We start from the raw sequence: 17,329 nt of genomic DNA, 5'->3' as shown, positions 1-17,329 counted from the left end.
GGATCATGGTGCTCTGATTGGCCCTACACTGGACCATATTGTAAATATGTCAACTAAAATTGCACGTCCGTTCAACAGCGAGGTCGGCGTTGTTGAAAAAATCACGTATAATCAATTGGTTGCAGATGCGCGAAAATTGGCGCTCCGTTTTTCATATTGACAACATGAGTCATGTTGAACCAAACAGGAGCGATGAAGCGCATCGGGAAGCGGCGAAAAGCGGTCCGGAAGGCCGCATCTGACAAGTTCGTCAACCGTTTGCGGGACCGCGGAGGAGGCGCAGATGAACGGACGACATGTGGTGACCGGCGTTTATTGCGCCGCTGCGACGCCGCTTAAGGCCAGCGGCGATCCCGACCTCGCGCTCTTTTCCGATCATTGCGGCAGGCTGCTGGCGGAGGGGTGCCATGGAATCGCCCTCCTCGGCACGACCGGCGAGGCCAATTCGTTTTCGCAGGACGAGCGCAGGGCAATCCTGGAGAGCGCCCTCGGAACCGGCATTGCCGCCGACCGGCTGATGCCCGGCACCGGGGTTGCCGCCATACCGGAAACGGTTGCGCTGACGAAGCATGCGCTCTCGCTCGGGGTGACGAAGGTCGTGATGCTTCCGCCCTTCTACTACAAAGGCGTCAGCGACGAGGGGCTCTACGCAGCCTATTCGCAAATCGTTGAAAAGATCGCCGACAACCGGCTGAAGGTGATCCTCTATCATATTCCGCAGGTCTCCGGGATTCCGCTCTCGATCCCGCTGGTCAAGCGGCTCGCGGCGGCCTTTCCCGAGACCATCGTCGGCATCAAGGATTCCGCCGGCGACTTTGCCAACATGCAGGCGCTGGTGGCGGAGCTGCCGGGCTTTTCCGTGCTGGCCGGCGCCGATCCCTTGCTTCTGCCGCTCCTGCAGGTCGGAGGCGCGGGCTGCATCACCGCGACGTCCAATCTCGTCGCCGATTCCCTGCGGCTGATTTTCGACCATGTTTCGGATCCGGCAAAGGCGGCCGAGGTCCAGGCGGCGCAGGCGCGCATCAACGCCTATCGGACTCTGTCGAATTCGTATGTGCAGATCCCGACGATCAAGGCGATGGTCGCCCTGAGGCGCGGGGAGGATGCCTGGCGCCAGACGCGCGCGCCGCTCGTGCCGCTGAACGACAGCGAGCGCGCCGATCTCGCCGAAAAATTCGCGGCTTTGGACTGAGGAGGATCGGATGACCTATTCCGCCCTGGAGCCGCACGAGGTTCCGTCCCGGATGACGGGCGAGCTCGTGCCGACCCCGGCCGAGCCCGGCCGCTGCGACGCCTATCTTCCATCCCCTTGCGTGCAGAACCACGCGGCCAATCTTGCCTTTCTGCCGGATGGCACCCTGACTTGCGTCTGGTTCGGCGGAACGATGGAGGGCATGGGCGATATCTCGGTTTACATGTCGCGGCTGGAGCCCGGCCAGCGCCGCTGGTCCAATCCGGAAAAGATGTCGGACGACCCGGCGAAGTCCGAGCAGAATCCATTGATCTTCACGGCGCCGGACGGCCGCGTCTGGCTGCTCTTTACCTCGCAGACCTCCGGCAACCAGGATGGAGCGGTGGTCAAACGGCGCATTTCCGATGACCGCGGCAAGTCTTTCGGTCCGACGGAAGTGCTTTGCGACATTCCCGGCACCTTCGTGCGCCAGCCGATCATCGTCAATGACGCCGGCGCCTGGCTTCTGCCGGTGTTTCGCTGCATCGGGAAAGCGGGCCGGCGCTGGACCGGCGACGTCGATCGCGCCGCCGTGCTGATTTCGCGCGACGAGGGCAGGAGCTGGACGATGTCCGACGTGCCCGACAGCATCGGCGCGGTTCACATGAACATCGTTCCGGCCGACGGTGCCACGATGATCGCCTTCTATCGCAACCGTTTTGCGACCCATGTGCTCAGAAGCCAGTCGGACGATGCGGGGCTCAACTGGACGGCGCCGGAAGCGGTCGACCTGCCGAACAACAATTCGTCGATCCAGGCCATTCGCACAAAAAACGGCGCCATTACAATGGTTTACAACCATAGCAATGCGTCCATGTCGGATGCGCGCCGGCACTCGCTTTATGACGAGATCGACGGCGGCGAGGAGGGCGCTTCCGCCAATGAGGTCGTCTCCGCCCGTCCGGCCGTCTGGGGCGTGCCGCGCGCGCCGTTAAGCCTGGCTTTTTCGACGGACGGCGGCCGAACCTTCCCGCGCCGCATCGATCTCGACACGGGCGATGGCTATTGCCTCAGCAACAACTCGAAGGATTCGCTCAATCGCGAATTCTCCTATCCGTCGATCGTTGAGGACGCCGAGGGCCGGCTGCACGTCGCCTACACCTACTTTCGTCGGGCGATCAAATACGTCCGGTTGGAGCCAGGCTTCCTCGAAAATGCCGGGTGAACTGGCGTCCGGCTGACCGGCTGCGGCCCAGAATTGACAAGTGTAGCTGCTGCCATCGCATCGCTGGCTTGCCAGGGTCAATCGCTGTGCGCTGGCGGACGCCGCAGCGCGCGAAAAGGAATTGCGTTTTATTTACAAAGCGGTAGCGGTAACCGTCCGGCGTCGTCATCGGCCACGGTGAAGCAGCAAAGAACATGTCACGGACAAAAGAGCGGTCACGGCTCTTGCCATAGGGCGACATAAAGGATAACAACTTTACATCTTGTCGTACTTGCGGCGCCGGGTTCAGGGAGGATCGAGCGGATGAGCAATCTGGAAACGCCCATTTCCATGGTGAGACCAGGCCCGATCGAATTCGGCACCGGTGTGGCGGCAAGGCTCGGCACATGGGCCGCCAGCAAGGGATACCGCCGTGTCCTCGTGATTTCCGATGCCTTCAACGCAACGCGGACTGAAGTTCTCGGGCTCGCTGGCGAGGTGACCGTCTATGGCGAGGTCAAGGCCGAGCCGGATACGAGCGATCTCGAGCGTGTGCTCTCGGCAGCGGAGGATGCCAGGGCCGATCTGATCGTCGGCTTCGGCGGCGGCAGCGCCATGGACCTCGCCAAGCTTGCGGCGGTTCTTGCCGGCTCGCCGCAGCGGCTTGCCGAAGTCGTCGGAGCCGGCAAGGTCGCGGGCCCGCGCAAAGCCGCGCTTGCCCAGGTGCCGACCACATCCGGAACCGGCAGCGAGGCGGGAATTCGCGCTCTCGTCACCGACCCGGAGACGACAGCCAAGCTCGCCGTCGAAAGCATCCATATGCTCGCCGATATCGCCGTCATCGACCCGGTGCTCACCTTCACAGTGCCGCCGAAGGTGACCGCGGCAACAGGCGTGGATGCGCTCGCCCATTGCGTCGAGGCCTTCACCAACCGCAAGGCCCATGCCGCCATCGACATCTATGCGATCGAAGGCGTGCGGCTTGTCGGCCGCTATCTCGCCCGCGCCGTCCGCGACGGCAATGATGCGGAGGCCCGCGCCGGGCTGTCGCTCGCCTCGCTTTACGGCGGCTATTGCCTCGGCCCGGTGAATACGGCCGGCGGGCATGCGCTTGCCTATCCGCTCGGCACGCGCTGGCACGTCGCCCATGGCGCCGCCAATGCGCTGATCTTCCCGCATGTGCTCGCCTTCAACACGCCGGCCGTGCCGGACAAGACGAGGGCGGTGCTCGAGGCGCTCGGCCTGCCTGCCTCGGAGCGCGTCGACTCGGTCTTCGATGCCGCGCATGGGTTCTGCGCCGCGCTCGGCATCGAAATGAAGCTCAGGCAGCTCGGCGTGCTTGCCAACGACCTCGGCACGATGGCCGACGATGCCTTCGCCATCCGGCGGCTGCTCGACAACAATCCGCGCGACCTGTCGCGCGCCGACATTCTCACAATCTATGAAGCGGCCTTCTAGGCGGGGCACAGGGAGAAAACCATGGGCAAGGACACCCGCGTCGCAATCACGCTCGGCGATCCGGCCGGCGTGGGGCCGGAGGTGATCGTCAAGGCGCTCGCCTCGCTGCCGCGCAAGGAGCTCGCGAGCTTTATCGTCGTCGGCAATATCGAGGCGCTGGAACGGGCGAATCGCGCCACATCCGCGGCTGTCGACTTCGCGTCGCACCCGACGGACGGCGCCGTTTTGGTCGAGGAGGTGCCGATCGACGCGCCCTTGCCGGAGATCGGCAAGGTGAGCGCCACGGCGGGCGAGGCCTCGGTGCGCTATATCCGCCGCGCCGTTGAAATGGCGACGGCGGGCGAGGCCGATTGCATCGTGACGGCGCCGATCAACAAGGAGGCGATGAATCTCGCGGGCCATCATTTCGACGGCCACACCGGTCTGCTCGCCCACCTGACCGGCTCGAAAAGCTCCTTCATGCTGCTTGCTTCCGAGCGGCTCAACACCATCCACGTGTCGACTCACGTGTCGCTGCGCGGCGCCATCGCGCGCGCGACGGTCGAGCGGGTGCTGGCGACGATCGAGGCCGGCCACAATCATTTCCTGCGACTTGGTATGAAGCCGCGCATCGCCGTCGCCGGCCTCAACCCGCACTGCGGCGAGAATGGTCTCTTCGGCGACGAGGACACCCGCTTCCTGGCGCCCGCCGTCGAACTGGCCAGGGCCAGGGGCATCGACGTTTCCGGCCCGATCTCGGCCGATACCGTCTTCGCGCGCGCCTATAACGGCGCCTTCGACCTCATCATCGCGCAATATCACGACCAGGGACACATCCCGATCAAGCTCGTCGCCTTCGATACGGCGGTGAACGTCTCGCTCGGGTTGCCGATCGACCGCGTCTCCGTCGATCACGGAACTGCTTTCGACATCGCCGGCACCGGCAAGGCGAACCACGTCAACATGCTTTCGGCGATCGCCTATGCGCGGCTGATGGCAAGTTCGCCGAGGCGAGCGGTCGCGCAGTAGCGGCACTCGCAGGAGACGTCAGTCCCCGGACCATGGCGCATAATTGGCGGCATCGACGGCCGAAGGTCGTCCCTCGATATGCAGCTCACTTAGCCGTGGCGGCGTGCGGGCGATGACCTTGCCGCGACGGATCACGGCGAGCCGGTTCGGCCTCAGCCGCAGGGCCTCCAGCGTATCGCGTGCCTGGAGAATGACGAGGTCGGCGTTGCAGCCCTTGTCGAGACCATAGCCTTCGAGGCCCATCGTCTTCGCCGAATTGACGGTCAGCGCGTCGAAGATCTTCCGCTTGTCGTCAATCCCGGCCATCTGGGCGACGTGGATCGCCATATGCCCGACCTCCAGCATGTCGCCGGAGCCCATCGAGTACCAGGGGTCCATGACGCAATCGTGGCCAAAGGAGACGTTGAGGCCGGCCTCCATCAGCTCGCGCACGCGCGTCAGGCCGCGACGCTTCGGATAGGTGTCGTGCCGGCCCTGCAGCATGATGTTGATCAGCGGATTGGGAATGACGTTGATCTCGGCCTCCGCCATCAGCGGGACGAGTTTCGAAACGTAGTAGTTGTCCATCGAATGCATCGAGGTGAGGTGCGATCCCGCCACCCGGCCCTTCAGGCCGAAGCGGATCGTCTGCGCTGCCAGCGTTTCGATATGACGCGACATCGGATCATCGGTCTCGTCGCAATGCATGTCGACGGGCATTCCGCGCTCGGCGGCGAGCCGGCACAGCGCTTCCACCGACGCCGTCCCGTCGCTCATGGTGCGCTCGAAATGCGGAATGCCGCCGACGATGTCGACGCCCATGTCGAGCGCCCGGTTCAACGCGTCGACGGCGCCGGGCGAGCGGTAGTAGCCGTCCTGCGGGAAGGCGACGAGCTGCAGGTCGATATAGGGCGCGATCCTTTCGCGGACTTCGAGCAGCGCCTCGACGGTAACCAGCCGCGGATCGCTGATGTCCACGTGGCTGCGAATGGCGAGGAGCCCTTGCGAGACCGCCAGGTCGCAATAGCGCAGGGCCCTTTCGATCAGTGCCTCGCGCGTCAGAGTGGGGCGCAGTTCGCCCCAGAGCGCGATGCCCTCGAGCAGCGTGCCGGAGCGGTTCATGCGCGGCAGCCCGAGCGACAGCGTCGCGTCCATGTGAAAGTGCGGATCGACGAAGGGCGGCGTGGCGAGCCGGCCGGTCGCGTCGATCTCCTCCTTGCCCGACGCTTCGATCTTCGCCGCCACCTCGGCGATCCTTTCGCCTTGGATGCCGATATCGATGCCGCTGCGCCCGTCCGGCAGATTGGCGTTACGAATGATCAGGTCGAACATGGCGGCTCCAGCGGATAAGATGAGAAACACCAGCGCCAGCTGCGGCGAGTCGGCGGCAGCATCATAGCTTGCACTACACTATCATTGTAGGCGAGGGGGCCACGCGCGATGAGGTGCTGCGAAGTCGCGCTTAGCGAGGCTGGCCTGCATCGGACGGTCGATGTCTTGCGTGCGGGGACGGGGTCGCCAGACCTCCGCTTGAGGCACAGGTAGGTCAATTCTCCTCGACCGAAATACCCTGCTCGCCAATCTTGATCTCGATACCTGGCTGGTTTTCTTCGCGGTAGACGTAGATGCCCAGTCCGACAGCGACCACGGCGAGAAGAGTGATGATGAGATAGAGGCCATTCCGGCTCATTCAGTGCGTTTCCTTCAAAGCGTTGACGTGTCCGTAGCTAGGAAACCTGGCGGGAAAGGCAACCGCTGCGTGCTGTGGCGTCAGAGCTGGCGCGGTTCAGGACGGGTCGCAGTTATCAGCCTTGTTGCTGAAGTGGGCGTTGCCGAGGCCGGTGCCGATCGTCAGAATTCCCCAGTCGGAAACGTCCTGCATGAAGGGTATCTGCGAGAGACCCTGAACAACGGCGTCGTTGTGCATGATGACGAAGGTTTCCTCCTCGCCGATTTGCGGAATGGCTCGCTTGAGCGCGACGGGCAGGTTGAAGTGCTCGCTCTCCCAGTTGCCGCCCGGCAAGTTCTGGCCGCCGCGCAGGATCGATCCATCGTCATTGATTACTCCGGGGCAAGCCACTCCGATCACCGGTGCCGGCGCGAGGCCCGCCTTGGCCGCCTTTGCGGCAAGCTTCTCGATCATGGCGATGAGCCGCTCGATCGTCGCGCTTCGATTGGGCTTGTCGTCCGCATGCCGCCAGATATCCGACTTCCAGACCGCGGCCTTCGAGAGGTCGGTCCCTTCCTTCAGGCGCAGCTCGACGATGCCCACGCGCACGTTGGTGCCGCCGATGTCGATGGCAAGAATGGCCCTGTGGCCCTTGAGCATCCAGCCGGGCATCAGATGAGCGGCGCCGATGAGCCCCGCATCGTCCGGATGGTGGACAATGGGCGCGAGCTCGATCCTCAGACCCTCGGCTTTCAACAGCACCATTGCCCGGGCAATGGCCAGTTCACCGACGGCGCTTCCACGGAAACCGCCGCCGATCACCACGCGCTCGGTATTCTTCCAGCTCTTCTGCTGCAGGAATTTACCGAGAACGCCGGCAAGTTCACCGGCAAATTCATTGACCGCTCCCATGACCAGGGCGGCCGCCTCCTTGTCGTCGCCGAGCAGGAATGCGTCGACCTGCTTTTTCGACAGGTCGCCGGTCGGCGTCTTGCCGAGCGGGTCTTCACCGCCTCTGCGGACACGCTTGCGCCAGGCATCGAGCTTCTCCTGGAAGGCGAATTTGTTGGCCCTGTCGCCCAGGAAGCCGTCGCCGGAACGAAGTCCCATATTGTAATCGTCGACAGTGACGGACGGCAGATCGCCGGCACCATGGATGAGCGGGAACCCATTTCGCTTTTCGTTCGCGGATCTACCCACGCAACCTCCTTGTGAAGCTCGCCCGCATCTGTCCGGTGGCGGCGTGACTTACAACGTGAGGGGCAGGGCGATGTTCCCGCGTTGCTTCACCTGTTTCCGATGCACCGCACGCAATTCGGCGCTCGGCGCAGAACTAGGCCTGGCGGTCAGATATTCTCCGGCGTGTAGATGTCGAAGGGCAGGATGGTCTGCCCTGGAACGCCGGCGGTACCCCGGTCGATCGCACCGATCATCAGGCGGACCGTCTCCCGCGCCAGCGTCTGGACCGGTGTGGCGACTGCCATGATCACCGCTTCGTCGGCAAGGGCGGCGCGCGATTCCGGTGTCAGCTCGTTGACGACGACGAGCAGCTTGCCGACGAGCTTCTCCTCTCGGATCGCCGAAATCGCCCCCTCCATGCCGCCGCCGCAGACGTAGAAGCCGAGAAGGTCGGGGTGACGTTTCAGGAGGTCGAGTGTCGCCTCGTGAGTAATCTCGGCGGTGTCGAGGTTGACCATCGTGTCCAGCACTTCGAACTCAGGTGCCTTTTCGCGAAAATAGGAGCGGAAGGCGATTTCGCGCAGTTCATGGCCGAGGAAGCGGTGGCTGCCGATGAAGGCGGCGACCTTTCCGGGGCGTTTCGCCGCCTTGGCTATCATCCAGGCGGCGGTTCTTCCAACCTTTTGATTGTTGAGACCGATATAGCCCTCGCGCACGCCAGACGCGAAATCGGACAGCAGCGAGAACGTCGGAATGCCGCGCTCTCTCAGTTCCTCGACCGCGGCAGTGACGGCCGGGTAGTCGGGGGCGACGAAGGCGACTGCCTGGTTGCGTGCCGCCATTGTCTTGAGTTTTTCGGTAATCCCTGCCGGCGTCGAATTGGCGACGAAGTCGATCTGCGGGATGACCCGCGCGTTGGTCAGCGACAGCGCCGCATTCTCCATCTCCCGGGCGACCGCCTGATAGAAGGCTTGCTGCGGCTTCTGCAGGAGAAAACCCAGGCGGTATTGCGGCAGATCCTCGAAAACCCGTTGCCGCAGCAGTCCGACGGCATGGTAGCCGATTTCCTTTGCCGCGTCATAGACGCGCCGCGCCGTCTCCTCGCGCACCGGGTGGCGTCCGTTCAGCACCCGGTCCACCGTCGCAACGCTAACCCCCGCGGCCCGCGCCAGATCCGCGATCGTCGGCCTGCTGCTCATCTCCGCCTCCCTGACAGCATTACCTCACGAATGAGGTTGCGATTATGATGTTTTTTGAGAGAATATATCATGACTGCATTGAGAGCTGGCAAAAGTCAACTTATTCTCCTCGCTTCAGATGAAGGCGCAATTGGAAGCGCTCTTCGGGAGGCAGGGAATGACGACAGGTCCGACGAAACGAGATTACAGCCTGCTGGGCCGCGATGCCCAAGCCGCGGTGGCCAACGGCCTCGCCGCGGCCGAGTGGTACCACACCGAAATTCCGCGCAAGCAGATGAAGGAACTGATGAAGCGCGAAGATGGTCCGGCCATTCGGGACACCGCGGTCTGGCTCGGCAGCATGCTTATTCTCGGTGCGCTCGGCATCTATTTTTGGGGCACCTGGTTCGCCGTTCCGTTTTTCCTCGCCTACGGCGTCCTCTACGGCTCGGCCTCCGACAGCCGCTGGCACGAATGCGGCCACGGCACCGCCTTCAAGACGATGTGGATGAACGACGCCGTCTACCAGATCGCCTGCTTCATGATCATGCGTAATCCGGTGACCTGGCGCTGGAGCCATACGCGCCACCATACCGACACGGTCATTGTCGGCCGCGACCCGGAAATCGCCGTCATGCGCCCCCCGGATCTGATCCGCCTCGTGCTCAATTTCTTCGGCCTCATCGATGTCTGGTATGCCATGATCGACATGCTGCGCAACGCTTTCGGGGTAATCAGCGCGGCGGAAAAGACCTTCATTCCGGAAATGGAACGGTCGAAGGCGATTCTCGTCGCCCGCATCTGGCTTGCCATCTATCTGGCGACCACCGGTCTCTCGGTCTATCTCGGCTCGATACTGCCCTTGATGCTGATCGGCCTGCCGCGGCTTTACGGCGCCTGGCATCACGTGCTGACCGGCCTGCTGCAGCATGGCGGCCTTGCCGACAATGTCATCGACCACCGGCTGAACAGCCGCACCGTCTACATGAATCCGGTGAGCCGCTTCATCTACTGGAACATGAACTACCATGTGGAGCATCACATGTTCCCCATGGTGCCCTATCACGCGCTGCCGAGGCTGCACGCGATGATCAAGCACGACCTGCCGGCGGCGAACCCATCGATCCTCGACGGCTATCGCGAAATGATCCCGGCCTTCCTCCGGCAGCTGCGTAACGAGGATTATTTCCTGAAGCGCGAACTGCCGCCGACGGCAAAGCCCTATCGCGAAGAATTCCACAACGACCGGGAAGCCAGGCCGCCGAGTGAGCGGCAGGCGATCCCGCAAATCAGAACAAACGACTGAATGGAGGAAACCCATGAGCTCGAACTGGGTCGAGGTCTGTGCCGCCGACGAAATCGACGAGGAAGACGTCATTCGTTTCGACCATGAAGGGCGCACCTTTGCCGTCTACCGCAGCCCCGATGACGAATATTTTGCCACCGATGGGCTCTGCACGCATGAGCAGATCCACCTCGCCGACGGGCTGGTGATGGAGGATATCATCGAATGTCCGAAGCACAACGGCCGCTTCAACTACAAGACCGGCCAGGCCAAGGGCGCGCCCGTCTGCGTCAATCTCACGACCTATCCGGTCAAGGTCGAGGCCGGCAGCGTCTTTATCGCGATTTCCTGACGCTTCAGGGGCGAGGGGAGGAGAACATGAGCCATATCGTTATCGTCGGCGCCGGCGAATGCGGGGCAAGGGCGGCCTTTGCTCTCAGGGAAAAGGGTTTCGAAGGCGAAATCACGCTGATCGGCGCCGAGTCGCATCTCCCCTATGAGCGTCCGCCGCTTTCCAAGGACGGGCTCGTCGGGGCCGAGCCGCCGAAATATGTGGCCGGCCTCGAGCGTTACGAAGAGGCGCGCATCACCGTGGTGACGGGCGTCGCGGTCGAGGCGATCGACCGACGGCGAAAAGCTGTGCGCGTCGAAGGCGGCCGTGCGATCGACTATGATCGGCTGCTGCTCGCGACCGGCGCCCGGCCACGCGCCCTTCCGGGCATGAGCGAAAACGCCGAGCGCATCCGGATGCTCCGGACGCACGCCGACGCTCTGGCGATCCGCAGGGCGCTGATACCCGGCCGAAAGCTCGCCATCATCGGCGGCGGCTTCATAGGCCTCGAGCTTGCCGCGACGGCCCGCAAGCTCGGCGCCGACGTCGTGCTCATCGAGGGCCTGCCGCGCGTCCTATCGCGCGGCGTGCCGCAGGAAATCGCGGATGTCGTTGCCGAGCGACATCGGCAGGAAGGTGTCGAGATCGTATGCGGCGGGCGCATCGCCGCGCTCGAGGCGGATGACGGCGGCGCAAGGGTGCTCTTCGCCGACGGCACCAGCAGGCTCGCCGACCTGATCGTCGTCGGCATTGGCGCGGTCCCGAATACCGAGCTTGCGGAAGCCGCCGGCATTCTGATCGAAAACGGCATCGCGGTCGATGAGACGCTGCGGACATCGGACCCCGACATCTATGCGGCCGGCGATTGCTGTTCCTTTCCCCTGTCGCACTATGACGGGCGGCGGGTGCGCCTCGAAGCCTGGCGAAACGCGCAGGATCAGGGGACGCTCGCTGCGGCCAATCTCATGGGTTTGGCCGAGCCTGTCGCAAGCGTGCCGTGGTTCTGGTCGGATCAATATGAGCTGACCCTGCAGATCGCCGGCCTTGCCGACGGCGCCGCGACGACAGTACGGCGCGATCTGACGGACGGCGGCTTCGTTCTCTTTCATCTCGATGGCGAAGGCCGGCTGATTGCCGCAAGCGGCATCGGGCCAGGCAACGCGGTCGCCCGCGACATTCGCCTCGCCGAAATGCTGATCGCCGCCGGCAGCAGGCCCGACCCGGCGGCGCTTTCCTCGCCCGAAACCAAGCTGAAGACGCTGCTGGCGGCCTGACGGCCGCTGCAGTTCGCCCCCTTCCAAGCATTCACCGGAGATTTCCATGAAACACCGTCGCCCGACCGTTGCCGATCTCTTGTCGATCAAGGGCAAGCGACAACTCACCATGCTGCGCGTCGTGACGCTGGAGGAGGCCGAAGCCGCCGAGAAGGCCGGCATCGACCTCGTATCCGTTCCGCCGGCGCTGCTGGGACCGGAATTCCGCGAGGCGGCGCCGACGGTCTTTGCCTTTCCCGGCCTCGAATATGGCGACTTTGTCACCGCCGAAGACTATCTGCGCGGCGCGTTCCAGGCGATGCGGGCGGGCGGCGATGCCGTTTATTGTGCGGCCGGCCTTTCGACGGTCAAGCGGCTGCGCGAGGAAGGCATCCCGGTCTGCGGCCATGTCGGGCTGATCCCGTCAAAGGCCACCTGGACCGGCGGCTTCCGCGCTGTCGGCAAGACGGCGGCGAGCGCGCTCGAGATCTGGCGCCAGGTGAAGGCGCTCGAAGAGGCGGGCGCCTTTTCGGCCGAGATGGAGGTTGTGCCGGGAGAAGTGGCGGCCGCGATTTCTGAGCGCACCTCGCTGCTGATGCTTTCGATGGGAGCGGGCACCGGATGCGATGCCCAGTATCTCTTTGCCGAAGACGTGCTCGGGCAGAACCGCGGCCATTATCCCCGCCATGCCAAGGTCTATCGCAACTTTGCCGCCGAATTCGAGCGGCTGCAGCGGGAGCGTATCGCCGCCTTCCGAGAATATGCCGAGGATGTCCGCTCCGGCGCCTACCCGGAGAAGGCACATCTGGTCGGTATCGAGCCGGCGGAGTTGAAGGAATTCCTCGGCAAGATCGATAAGCAGGAGCACGCGGCGTTCCGCGTAAGATGATCGTGACAGCGCCGTTGCGTCGTTTCAGACGCAAAAGGTCGCTGCAGCACTTTCAATTGCTGCAGGAATTATCCTTTAATTGGCTCCGGTTTACAGCACCGCGCGTGTTATCAGACGCGCAAAGGTCGCTAGCACCTTGAATTGCTGCATGTCTTTGTCCTTGAATCGAGATCGATTTAAGGAACATGCAGTAGGGAAGCAAATGGGCGCAACGCCCAATGATGCGACAGCTAAGGACAAATGATGAACAGCTATGTCTTGACGGTAACCTGCAAATCCACCCGCGGCATCGTCGCGGCGCTTTCCGCCTATCTCGCCGAGCAGGGATGCAACATCATCGACAGCTCGCAATTCGACGATCTTGAAACCGGCCTGTTCTTCATGCGCATTTCCTTCATTTCGGAAGAGGGCGTCGGCCGTGCCGCACTCGAGGAGGGGTTGAAGCCAATCGCCGAAAAGTTCGCCATGGAAACGGCGCTCTATGACCAGGCGGAACGCACCAAGGTGCTGCTGATGGTGTCGCGTTTCGGCCATTGCCTCAATGACCTGCTCTACCGCTGGAAGATCGGCGCGCTGCCGATCGACATCGTCGGCGTCGTCTCCAACCACTTCGATTACCAGAAGGTCATCGTCAACCACGACATTCCCTTCCACTGCATCAAGGTGACGAAGGAGAACAAGCCAAAGGCCGAAGCCCAGCTTCTGGAGATCGTCGAGCAGACCGGCGCCGAGCTGATCGTTTTGGCCCGCTACATGCAGGTTCTGTCCGACGCGCTCTGCAAGAAGATGTCGGGGAAGATTATCAACATCCACCACTCCTTCCTGCCGTCCTTCAAGGGCGCCAATCCCTACAAGCAGGCCTATGAGCGCGGCGTCAAGCTGATCGGTGCGACGGCGCACTACGTCACCGCCGATCTCGACGAGGGCCCGATCATCGAGCAGGACATCGCCCGCATCACCCATGCGCAGTCGGCCGAGGACTATGTGTCGATCGGCCGTGACGTCGAGAGCCAGGTGCTGGCGCGCGCCGTGCACGCCCATATCCATCACCGCACCTTCATCAACGGCAACCGCGTCGTGGTGTTTCCGCCGAGCCCTGGGAGCTATGCGTCCGAGCGAATGGGCTGACGGCAAGGAAACGTATCGCCAACCGACTCAACCCCGCTCGGCAACGAGCGGGGTTTTTCGTTCCAGGCTGCTGAATGGCTTCGGCTTTGCGCGTTTGAAAACGCCGCTTGACTCTGCGGTATTATGGCATACCATAGTATGTAATAGAGATATCAAGGAGGCGGCGATGCCCATCGAAATCCGCAAGACCCTGCTGCAGGTGGAGACGATGCTGATCGAAGGCGGCAAGGCTGCGCCGGCGCCGCTGAAGCTCTATTCGGCCATCGCCGTCGTGAAGAACCCCTGGGCGGGTGTGGGCTATGTCGAGAACCTGAAGCCGGAGATCCACGCCGCTGCCCCGGTTCTCGGCGAGCTGCTGACGAAGATGATCATCGACGCCGTCGGCTCGGGCGAGGCGGTCGAGGCCTATGGTAAGTCGGCCATCGTCGGTCTCGACGGCGAGGTCGAGCATGCCTCGGCACTGATCCACACGCTGCGCTTCGGCAATCACTACCGCCAGGCTGTCGGGGCCAAATCCTATCTGGCCTTCTGCAATACGCGCGGACCGGCAAACGCACCCTTGATGATCCCCCTCATGGACAAGAACGACGAAGGACGCCGCTCCCATTATCTCACCATCCAGACTTCTATTGCCGACGCCCCGGCGGCAAACGAGATCGTCGTTGCGCTCGGCGCCTCGGTCGGCGGACGTCCGCATCACCGGATCGGCGACCGCTATCAGGATCTGAAGGATCTCGGGCAGGACGTCGCCAACCCGGCCGGCGTTTGACGCCTCTCTATTGGACCGCGGCGATGCTTCAGTCAGAGCGAACGGAATTTGCTGGCCTGGGTGCCGGGCGAGTGCGAACCGCACATGGCGCCGCCTATGTGGAGACCGGCCATGGCGAACCGCTTGTCCTCGTCCACGGGGTAGGCATGCGGCTCGAGGCCTGGGCGCCGCAGGTTGCCGCCTTGTCTGGCCGGTGCCGGGTCATCGCCGTCGACATGCCGGGCCATGGCAAGAGCGACAGGCTGGCTCCGGGCGCCAAGCTCGAGGATTTCGTCGCCTGGCTGGGCGTCTTTCTTGATGACCTGAAACTCGCGCGTGTCAATCTCGCCGGCCATTCGATGGGCGCCCTGATCGCCGGTGGCGCGGCCGTAACCTTTGGCACGCGCATCCGCCGCGCGGCGCTTCTGAATGGCGTATACTTGCGTGATGCCGATGCGAAGGCGGCAGTCGTCGCCCGGGCCCAGATGATCGGCAAGGGCGCCGTCGACGTCGACGGGCCGCTGAAACGCTGGTTCGGCGAGGATAGTGGAACCGCGTCGGTCTACGAACTGACGCGAGGCTGGCTGCAGGCCGTTGATCCTGAAGGCTATGCGACGGCCTATAGCGCCTTCGCGCATGGCGATGCCGTCTATGCCCCACGCTGGCCCGAGGTTCGTTGCCCGGCCCTGTTCCTGACCGGCTCGGAGGATCCGAACTCGACGCCGGAAATGGCGCACGCCATGGCCGCCGCGGCGCCGTGCGGCTGGGCGCGAATTATTGAAGGGCACCGCCACATGGTCAATCTGACGGCGCCCGACACGGTCAATGCAATCCTCGAAGACTGGCTTTCAAGGGAAGGGGAGAGGTCATGAACACAGCTTCTTTGGACCCCCGCGCGCTGCGCGACGCCTTCGGTTCGTTCATGACCGGCGTGACGGTGGTCACGGCGAAGGACGCCTCTGGAAATCCCATCGGCTTTACCGCCAACTCCTTCGCTTCCGTGTCGATCGATCCGCCGCTGCTGCTCGTCTGCATCGCCAAGACCTCCCGCAATTTCGCGACGATGACGGGCGCCAAGGGCTTTGCCGTCAACGTCCTGTCGGAAAAGCAGATGACCGTTTCCAACACCTTCGCCAAACCGGTGGAGGATCGTTTCGCGACGGTCGAATGGCTGCATGGGCCATACGGCGCTCCGATTCTCGCCGGCGTCAGTGCCTGGTTCGACTGCTCGACGAACGAGATCGTCGACGCCGGCGACCACGCCATACTGATCGGCCGCGTCGAGGCCTTCGAGAACGGTGTCATGGCCGGGCTCGGCTTCGCACGCGGCAGTTACATCACGCCGGGTCTGTCCGGCAAGGCGGTGTCGGCCGCCGCGGAGGGCGTGCCGCTGATTGCCGCCGTCGTCGAGCGCGCCGGCGCCGTCCTCTTGATCCCGGAGGCGGGTGGCCACTGGCGCCTGCCACAGATGGAGCTCAAGGGCGGTGAGCCGCTGGCGGCGCTGCAAGATCATCTGACGAACACGACGGAATTGGCGATCGAGGTCGGATTTCTCTATTCGGTCTACGACAACAAGACGACCGGCCACCAGCACATCGTCTATCGGGCCGCCGCCGAGCCCGGCGACACCAAGGCGGGGCGGTTCGTCCCGATTGCGGACCTGCCGCTCGACGCGATGGACAACTCCGCCACGGCCGATCTCCTGAGGCGCTTTGCCGCCGAGAGCGCGCTCGGCAACTTCGGCGTTTACGTCGGGGATGAGAAACAGGGCAAGGTTCACCCCTATGCCAGAAAGGCCTGATCCATGAAATTCTCGCTTTTCGTGCATCTCGAGCGGCTCAATCCCGGACAGTCGGACGAGAGCCTCTATCGCGAGTTCATCCAGCTTTGTGAAATCGCCGACAAGGGCGGCATGCATGCGATCTGGACCGGTGAGCACCATGGCATGAGCTTCACGATCGCGCCCAATCCCTTCCTCAGCCTCGCCGATCTCGCCCGCCGCACGAAAAATGTCCGGCTCGGCACCGGCACTGTGATCGCGCCGTTCTGGCACCCGATCAAGCTCGCCGGCGAAGCGGCGATGACCGACATCATCAGCGACGGTCGGCTCGACATCGGCATTGCCCGCGGCGCCTATAGTTTCGAATACGAGCGGCTCGCCCCCGGATTGGACGCCTGGGGCGCCGGCCAGCGGATGCGCGAGCTCATCCCCGCCATCAAGGGCCTGTGGGAAGGCGACTACGCGCATGAGAGCGAGTTCTGGACCTTTCCGTCGACGACCTCGGCGCCGAAGCCGATGCAGGCGCCGCATCCGCCGATCTGGGTGGCGGCGCGCGATCCCAACAGCCATGAATTCGCGGTCGCCAATGGCTGCAACGTACAGGTCACACCGCTTTGGAACGGCGACGGCGAGATCGCCAGCCTGATGGAGCGTTTCGAGGCGGCCTGCGCCCAGAACCCGGAGATCAAGCGCCCGAAGATCATGCTGCTGCAGCACGCCTATGTCGGCACGGACGAGGCTGATCTCGAACAGGCCGCAAGGGAGATGAGCGTCTACTACAACTATTTCTTCGCCTGGTTCAAAAACGAAAAGCCTATCCGGCAGGGGCTGATCAAGACGATTTCCGAAGAGGAAATGGCTGAGAATGCGCTGATCTCGCCCGAGGTGATGCGCAAGAACCTCGCGGTCGGCACGGCCGATCAAGTCATCGCCCGCCTGAAGACCTATCAGGCGATGGGTTACGACGAATATTCCTTCTGGATCGATACCGGCATGAGCTTCGAGCGCAAGAAGGGCTCGCTTGAGCGCTTCATCGCCGATGTCATGCCGGCATTTGCGGAGTAGGGCA

The 17,329-nt window shown here is 63.4% G+C and carries 17 protein-coding genes; 13 read left to right on the top strand and 4 right to left on the bottom strand.

Translation table 11 applies throughout. The features are described 5' to 3' along the window. Positions 1-283 precede the first annotated feature (283 nt). The 4 genes from CO664_RS12630 (at position 284) to pdxA (ending at position 4,841) form a co-directional block, all read left to right on the top strand. Positions 284-1,192 carry a dihydrodipicolinate synthase family protein gene (locus CO664_RS12630; RefSeq protein WP_097525952.1) on the top strand — a complete coding sequence of 303 codons (909 nt, stop codon included), beginning with the start codon at positions 284-286 and terminating at the stop codon, positions 1,190-1,192. Positions 1,193-1,202: 10 nt separating this feature from the next. Next, positions 1,203-2,396, top strand: coding sequence for an exo-alpha-sialidase (locus tag CO664_RS12625; RefSeq protein ID WP_176536571.1), 1,194 nt, complete (start codon positions 1,203-1,205; stop codon positions 2,394-2,396). Positions 2,397-2,699: 303 nt separating this feature from the next. Next, on the top strand, positions 2,700-3,833 hold the full coding sequence (locus CO664_RS12620; protein ID WP_097538945.1) for an iron-containing alcohol dehydrogenase: 1,134 nt from the start codon (positions 2,700-2,702) through the stop codon (positions 3,831-3,833). A 21-nt stretch (positions 3,834-3,854) separates the two neighbouring features. Then, on the top strand, positions 3,855-4,841 hold the full coding sequence (gene pdxA, locus CO664_RS12615) for a 4-hydroxythreonine-4-phosphate dehydrogenase PdxA (protein ID WP_097538944.1): 987 nt from the start codon (positions 3,855-3,857) through the stop codon (positions 4,839-4,841). Between the two features lie 18 nt (positions 4,842-4,859). On the opposite strand, the gene CO664_RS12610 is transcribed toward pdxA, so the two are convergent. The 4 genes from CO664_RS12610 to CO664_RS12595 all read right to left on the bottom strand — a co-directional run bounded on the left by CO664_RS12610 (position 4,860) and on the right by CO664_RS12595 (position 8,867). Next, on the bottom strand, positions 4,860-6,152 hold the full coding sequence (locus tag CO664_RS12610; protein ID WP_097525955.1) for an amidohydrolase family protein: 1,293 nt from the start codon (positions 6,150-6,152) through the stop codon (positions 4,860-4,862). A 214-nt stretch (positions 6,153-6,366) separates the two neighbouring features. Continuing rightward, complete coding sequence (locus CO664_RS12605) at positions 6,367-6,510, bottom strand: hypothetical protein (RefSeq protein WP_037419718.1); 144 nt, start codon at positions 6,508-6,510, stop codon at positions 6,367-6,369. A gap of 96 nt (positions 6,511-6,606) precedes the next feature. Further along, positions 6,607-7,689: an ROK family protein gene (locus CO664_RS12600; protein WP_097538943.1), complete on the bottom strand. Its 1,083-nt coding sequence runs from the start codon at positions 7,687-7,689 to the stop codon at positions 6,607-6,609. 146 nt (positions 7,690-7,835) lie between these two features. Then, complete coding sequence (locus tag CO664_RS12595; protein ID WP_097538942.1) at positions 7,836-8,867, bottom strand: LacI family DNA-binding transcriptional regulator; 1,032 nt, start codon at positions 8,865-8,867, stop codon at positions 7,836-7,838. Between the two features lie 157 nt (positions 8,868-9,024). Here CO664_RS12595 and CO664_RS12590 point away from each other — a divergent pair, with 157 nt between their 5' ends. From CO664_RS12590 to CO664_RS12550, 9 genes are all read left to right on the top strand, one after another. Further along, the gene (locus CO664_RS12590) at positions 9,025-10,152 is read left to right on the top strand and encodes a fatty acid desaturase family protein (protein ID WP_097539189.1); all 1,128 of its coding nucleotides are present in this window, start codon (positions 9,025-9,027) and stop codon (positions 10,150-10,152) included. Between the two features lie 13 nt (positions 10,153-10,165). After that, positions 10,166-10,483 carry a MocE family 2Fe-2S type ferredoxin gene (locus CO664_RS12585; protein WP_037419724.1) on the top strand — a complete coding sequence of 106 codons (318 nt, stop codon included), beginning with the start codon at positions 10,166-10,168 and terminating at the stop codon, positions 10,481-10,483. 26 nt (positions 10,484-10,509) lie between these two features. Further along, on the top strand, positions 10,510-11,736 hold the full coding sequence (locus CO664_RS12580; RefSeq protein ID WP_097538941.1) for an FAD-dependent oxidoreductase: 1,227 nt from the start codon (positions 10,510-10,512) through the stop codon (positions 11,734-11,736). Positions 11,737-11,782: 46 nt separating this feature from the next. Then, positions 11,783-12,604, top strand: coding sequence for a 3-methyl-2-oxobutanoate hydroxymethyltransferase (locus CO664_RS12575; protein WP_037419733.1), 822 nt, complete (start codon positions 11,783-11,785; stop codon positions 12,602-12,604). Between the two features lie 243 nt (positions 12,605-12,847). Next, positions 12,848-13,732 carry a formyltetrahydrofolate deformylase gene (gene purU / locus CO664_RS12570; RefSeq protein WP_095678069.1) on the top strand — a complete coding sequence of 295 codons (885 nt, stop codon included), beginning with the start codon at positions 12,848-12,850 and terminating at the stop codon, positions 13,730-13,732. Between the two features lie 166 nt (positions 13,733-13,898). Beyond that, on the top strand, positions 13,899-14,501 hold the full coding sequence (locus CO664_RS12565) for an amino acid synthesis family protein (protein WP_097538940.1): 603 nt from the start codon (positions 13,899-13,901) through the stop codon (positions 14,499-14,501). Between the two features lie 23 nt (positions 14,502-14,524). Continuing rightward, the gene (locus tag CO664_RS12560; RefSeq protein WP_097539188.1) at positions 14,525-15,352 is read left to right on the top strand and encodes an alpha/beta fold hydrolase; all 828 of its coding nucleotides are present in this window, start codon (positions 14,525-14,527) and stop codon (positions 15,350-15,352) included. After that, the gene (locus tag CO664_RS12555; RefSeq protein ID WP_097538939.1) at positions 15,349-16,281 is read left to right on the top strand and encodes a flavin reductase family protein; all 933 of its coding nucleotides are present in this window, start codon (positions 15,349-15,351) and stop codon (positions 16,279-16,281) included. Before CO664_RS12560 ends, CO664_RS12555 begins: the two co-directional genes overlap by 4 nt. Positions 16,282-16,284: 3 nt before the next feature. Continuing rightward, positions 16,285-17,325 carry an LLM class flavin-dependent oxidoreductase gene (locus CO664_RS12550; RefSeq protein WP_097524707.1) on the top strand — a complete coding sequence of 347 codons (1,041 nt, stop codon included), beginning with the start codon at positions 16,285-16,287 and terminating at the stop codon, positions 17,323-17,325. Positions 17,326-17,329: the final 4 nt, after the last annotated feature.

Source organism: Sinorhizobium sp. NG07B, assembly GCF_002532005.1.
GTDB classification, from domain to species: Bacteria; Pseudomonadota; Alphaproteobacteria; order Rhizobiales; family Rhizobiaceae; genus Sinorhizobium; species Sinorhizobium fredii_C.
Note: the sequence above shows the minus strand (reverse complement) of the source record. Positions and strands in the feature narration are given on the sequence as shown.

Bases quoted from the DNA above. Each gene is read 5' to 3' on its own strand.
- CO664_RS12630 (WP_097525952.1), top strand. From the start codon at position 284: ATGAACGGACGACATGTGGTGACCGGCGTTTATTGCGCCGCTGCGACG.
- CO664_RS12625 (WP_176536571.1), top strand. From the start codon at position 1,203: ATGACCTATTCCGCCCTGGAGCCGCACGAGGTTCCGTCCCGGATGACG.
- CO664_RS12620 (WP_097538945.1), top strand. From the start codon at position 2,700: ATGAGCAATCTGGAAACGCCCATTTCCATGGTGAGACCAGGCCCGATC.
- pdxA (WP_097538944.1), top strand. From the start codon at position 3,855: ATGGGCAAGGACACCCGCGTCGCAATCACGCTCGGCGATCCGGCCGGC.
- CO664_RS12610 (WP_097525955.1), bottom strand. From the start codon at position 6,152: ATGTTCGACCTGATCATTCGTAACGCCAATCTGCCGGACGGGCGCAGC.
- CO664_RS12605 (WP_037419718.1), bottom strand. From the start codon at position 6,510: ATGAGCCGGAATGGCCTCTATCTCATCATCACTCTTCTCGCCGTGGTC.
- CO664_RS12595 (WP_097538942.1), bottom strand. From the start codon at position 8,867: ATGAGCAGCAGGCCGACGATCGCGGATCTGGCGCGGGCCGCGGGGGTT.
- CO664_RS12590 (WP_097539189.1), top strand. From the start codon at position 9,025: ATGACGACAGGTCCGACGAAACGAGATTACAGCCTGCTGGGCCGCGAT.
- CO664_RS12585 (WP_037419724.1), top strand. From the start codon at position 10,166: ATGAGCTCGAACTGGGTCGAGGTCTGTGCCGCCGACGAAATCGACGAG.
- CO664_RS12580 (WP_097538941.1), top strand. From the start codon at position 10,510: ATGAGCCATATCGTTATCGTCGGCGCCGGCGAATGCGGGGCAAGGGCG.
- CO664_RS12575 (WP_037419733.1), top strand. From the start codon at position 11,783: ATGAAACACCGTCGCCCGACCGTTGCCGATCTCTTGTCGATCAAGGGC.
- purU (WP_095678069.1), top strand. From the start codon at position 12,848: ATGAACAGCTATGTCTTGACGGTAACCTGCAAATCCACCCGCGGCATC.
- CO664_RS12565 (WP_097538940.1), top strand. From the start codon at position 13,899: ATGCCCATCGAAATCCGCAAGACCCTGCTGCAGGTGGAGACGATGCTG.
- CO664_RS12560 (WP_097539188.1), top strand. From the start codon at position 14,525: ATGCTTCAGTCAGAGCGAACGGAATTTGCTGGCCTGGGTGCCGGGCGA.
- CO664_RS12555 (WP_097538939.1), top strand. From the start codon at position 15,349: ATGAACACAGCTTCTTTGGACCCCCGCGCGCTGCGCGACGCCTTCGGT.
- CO664_RS12550 (WP_097524707.1), top strand. From the start codon at position 16,285: ATGAAATTCTCGCTTTTCGTGCATCTCGAGCGGCTCAATCCCGGACAG.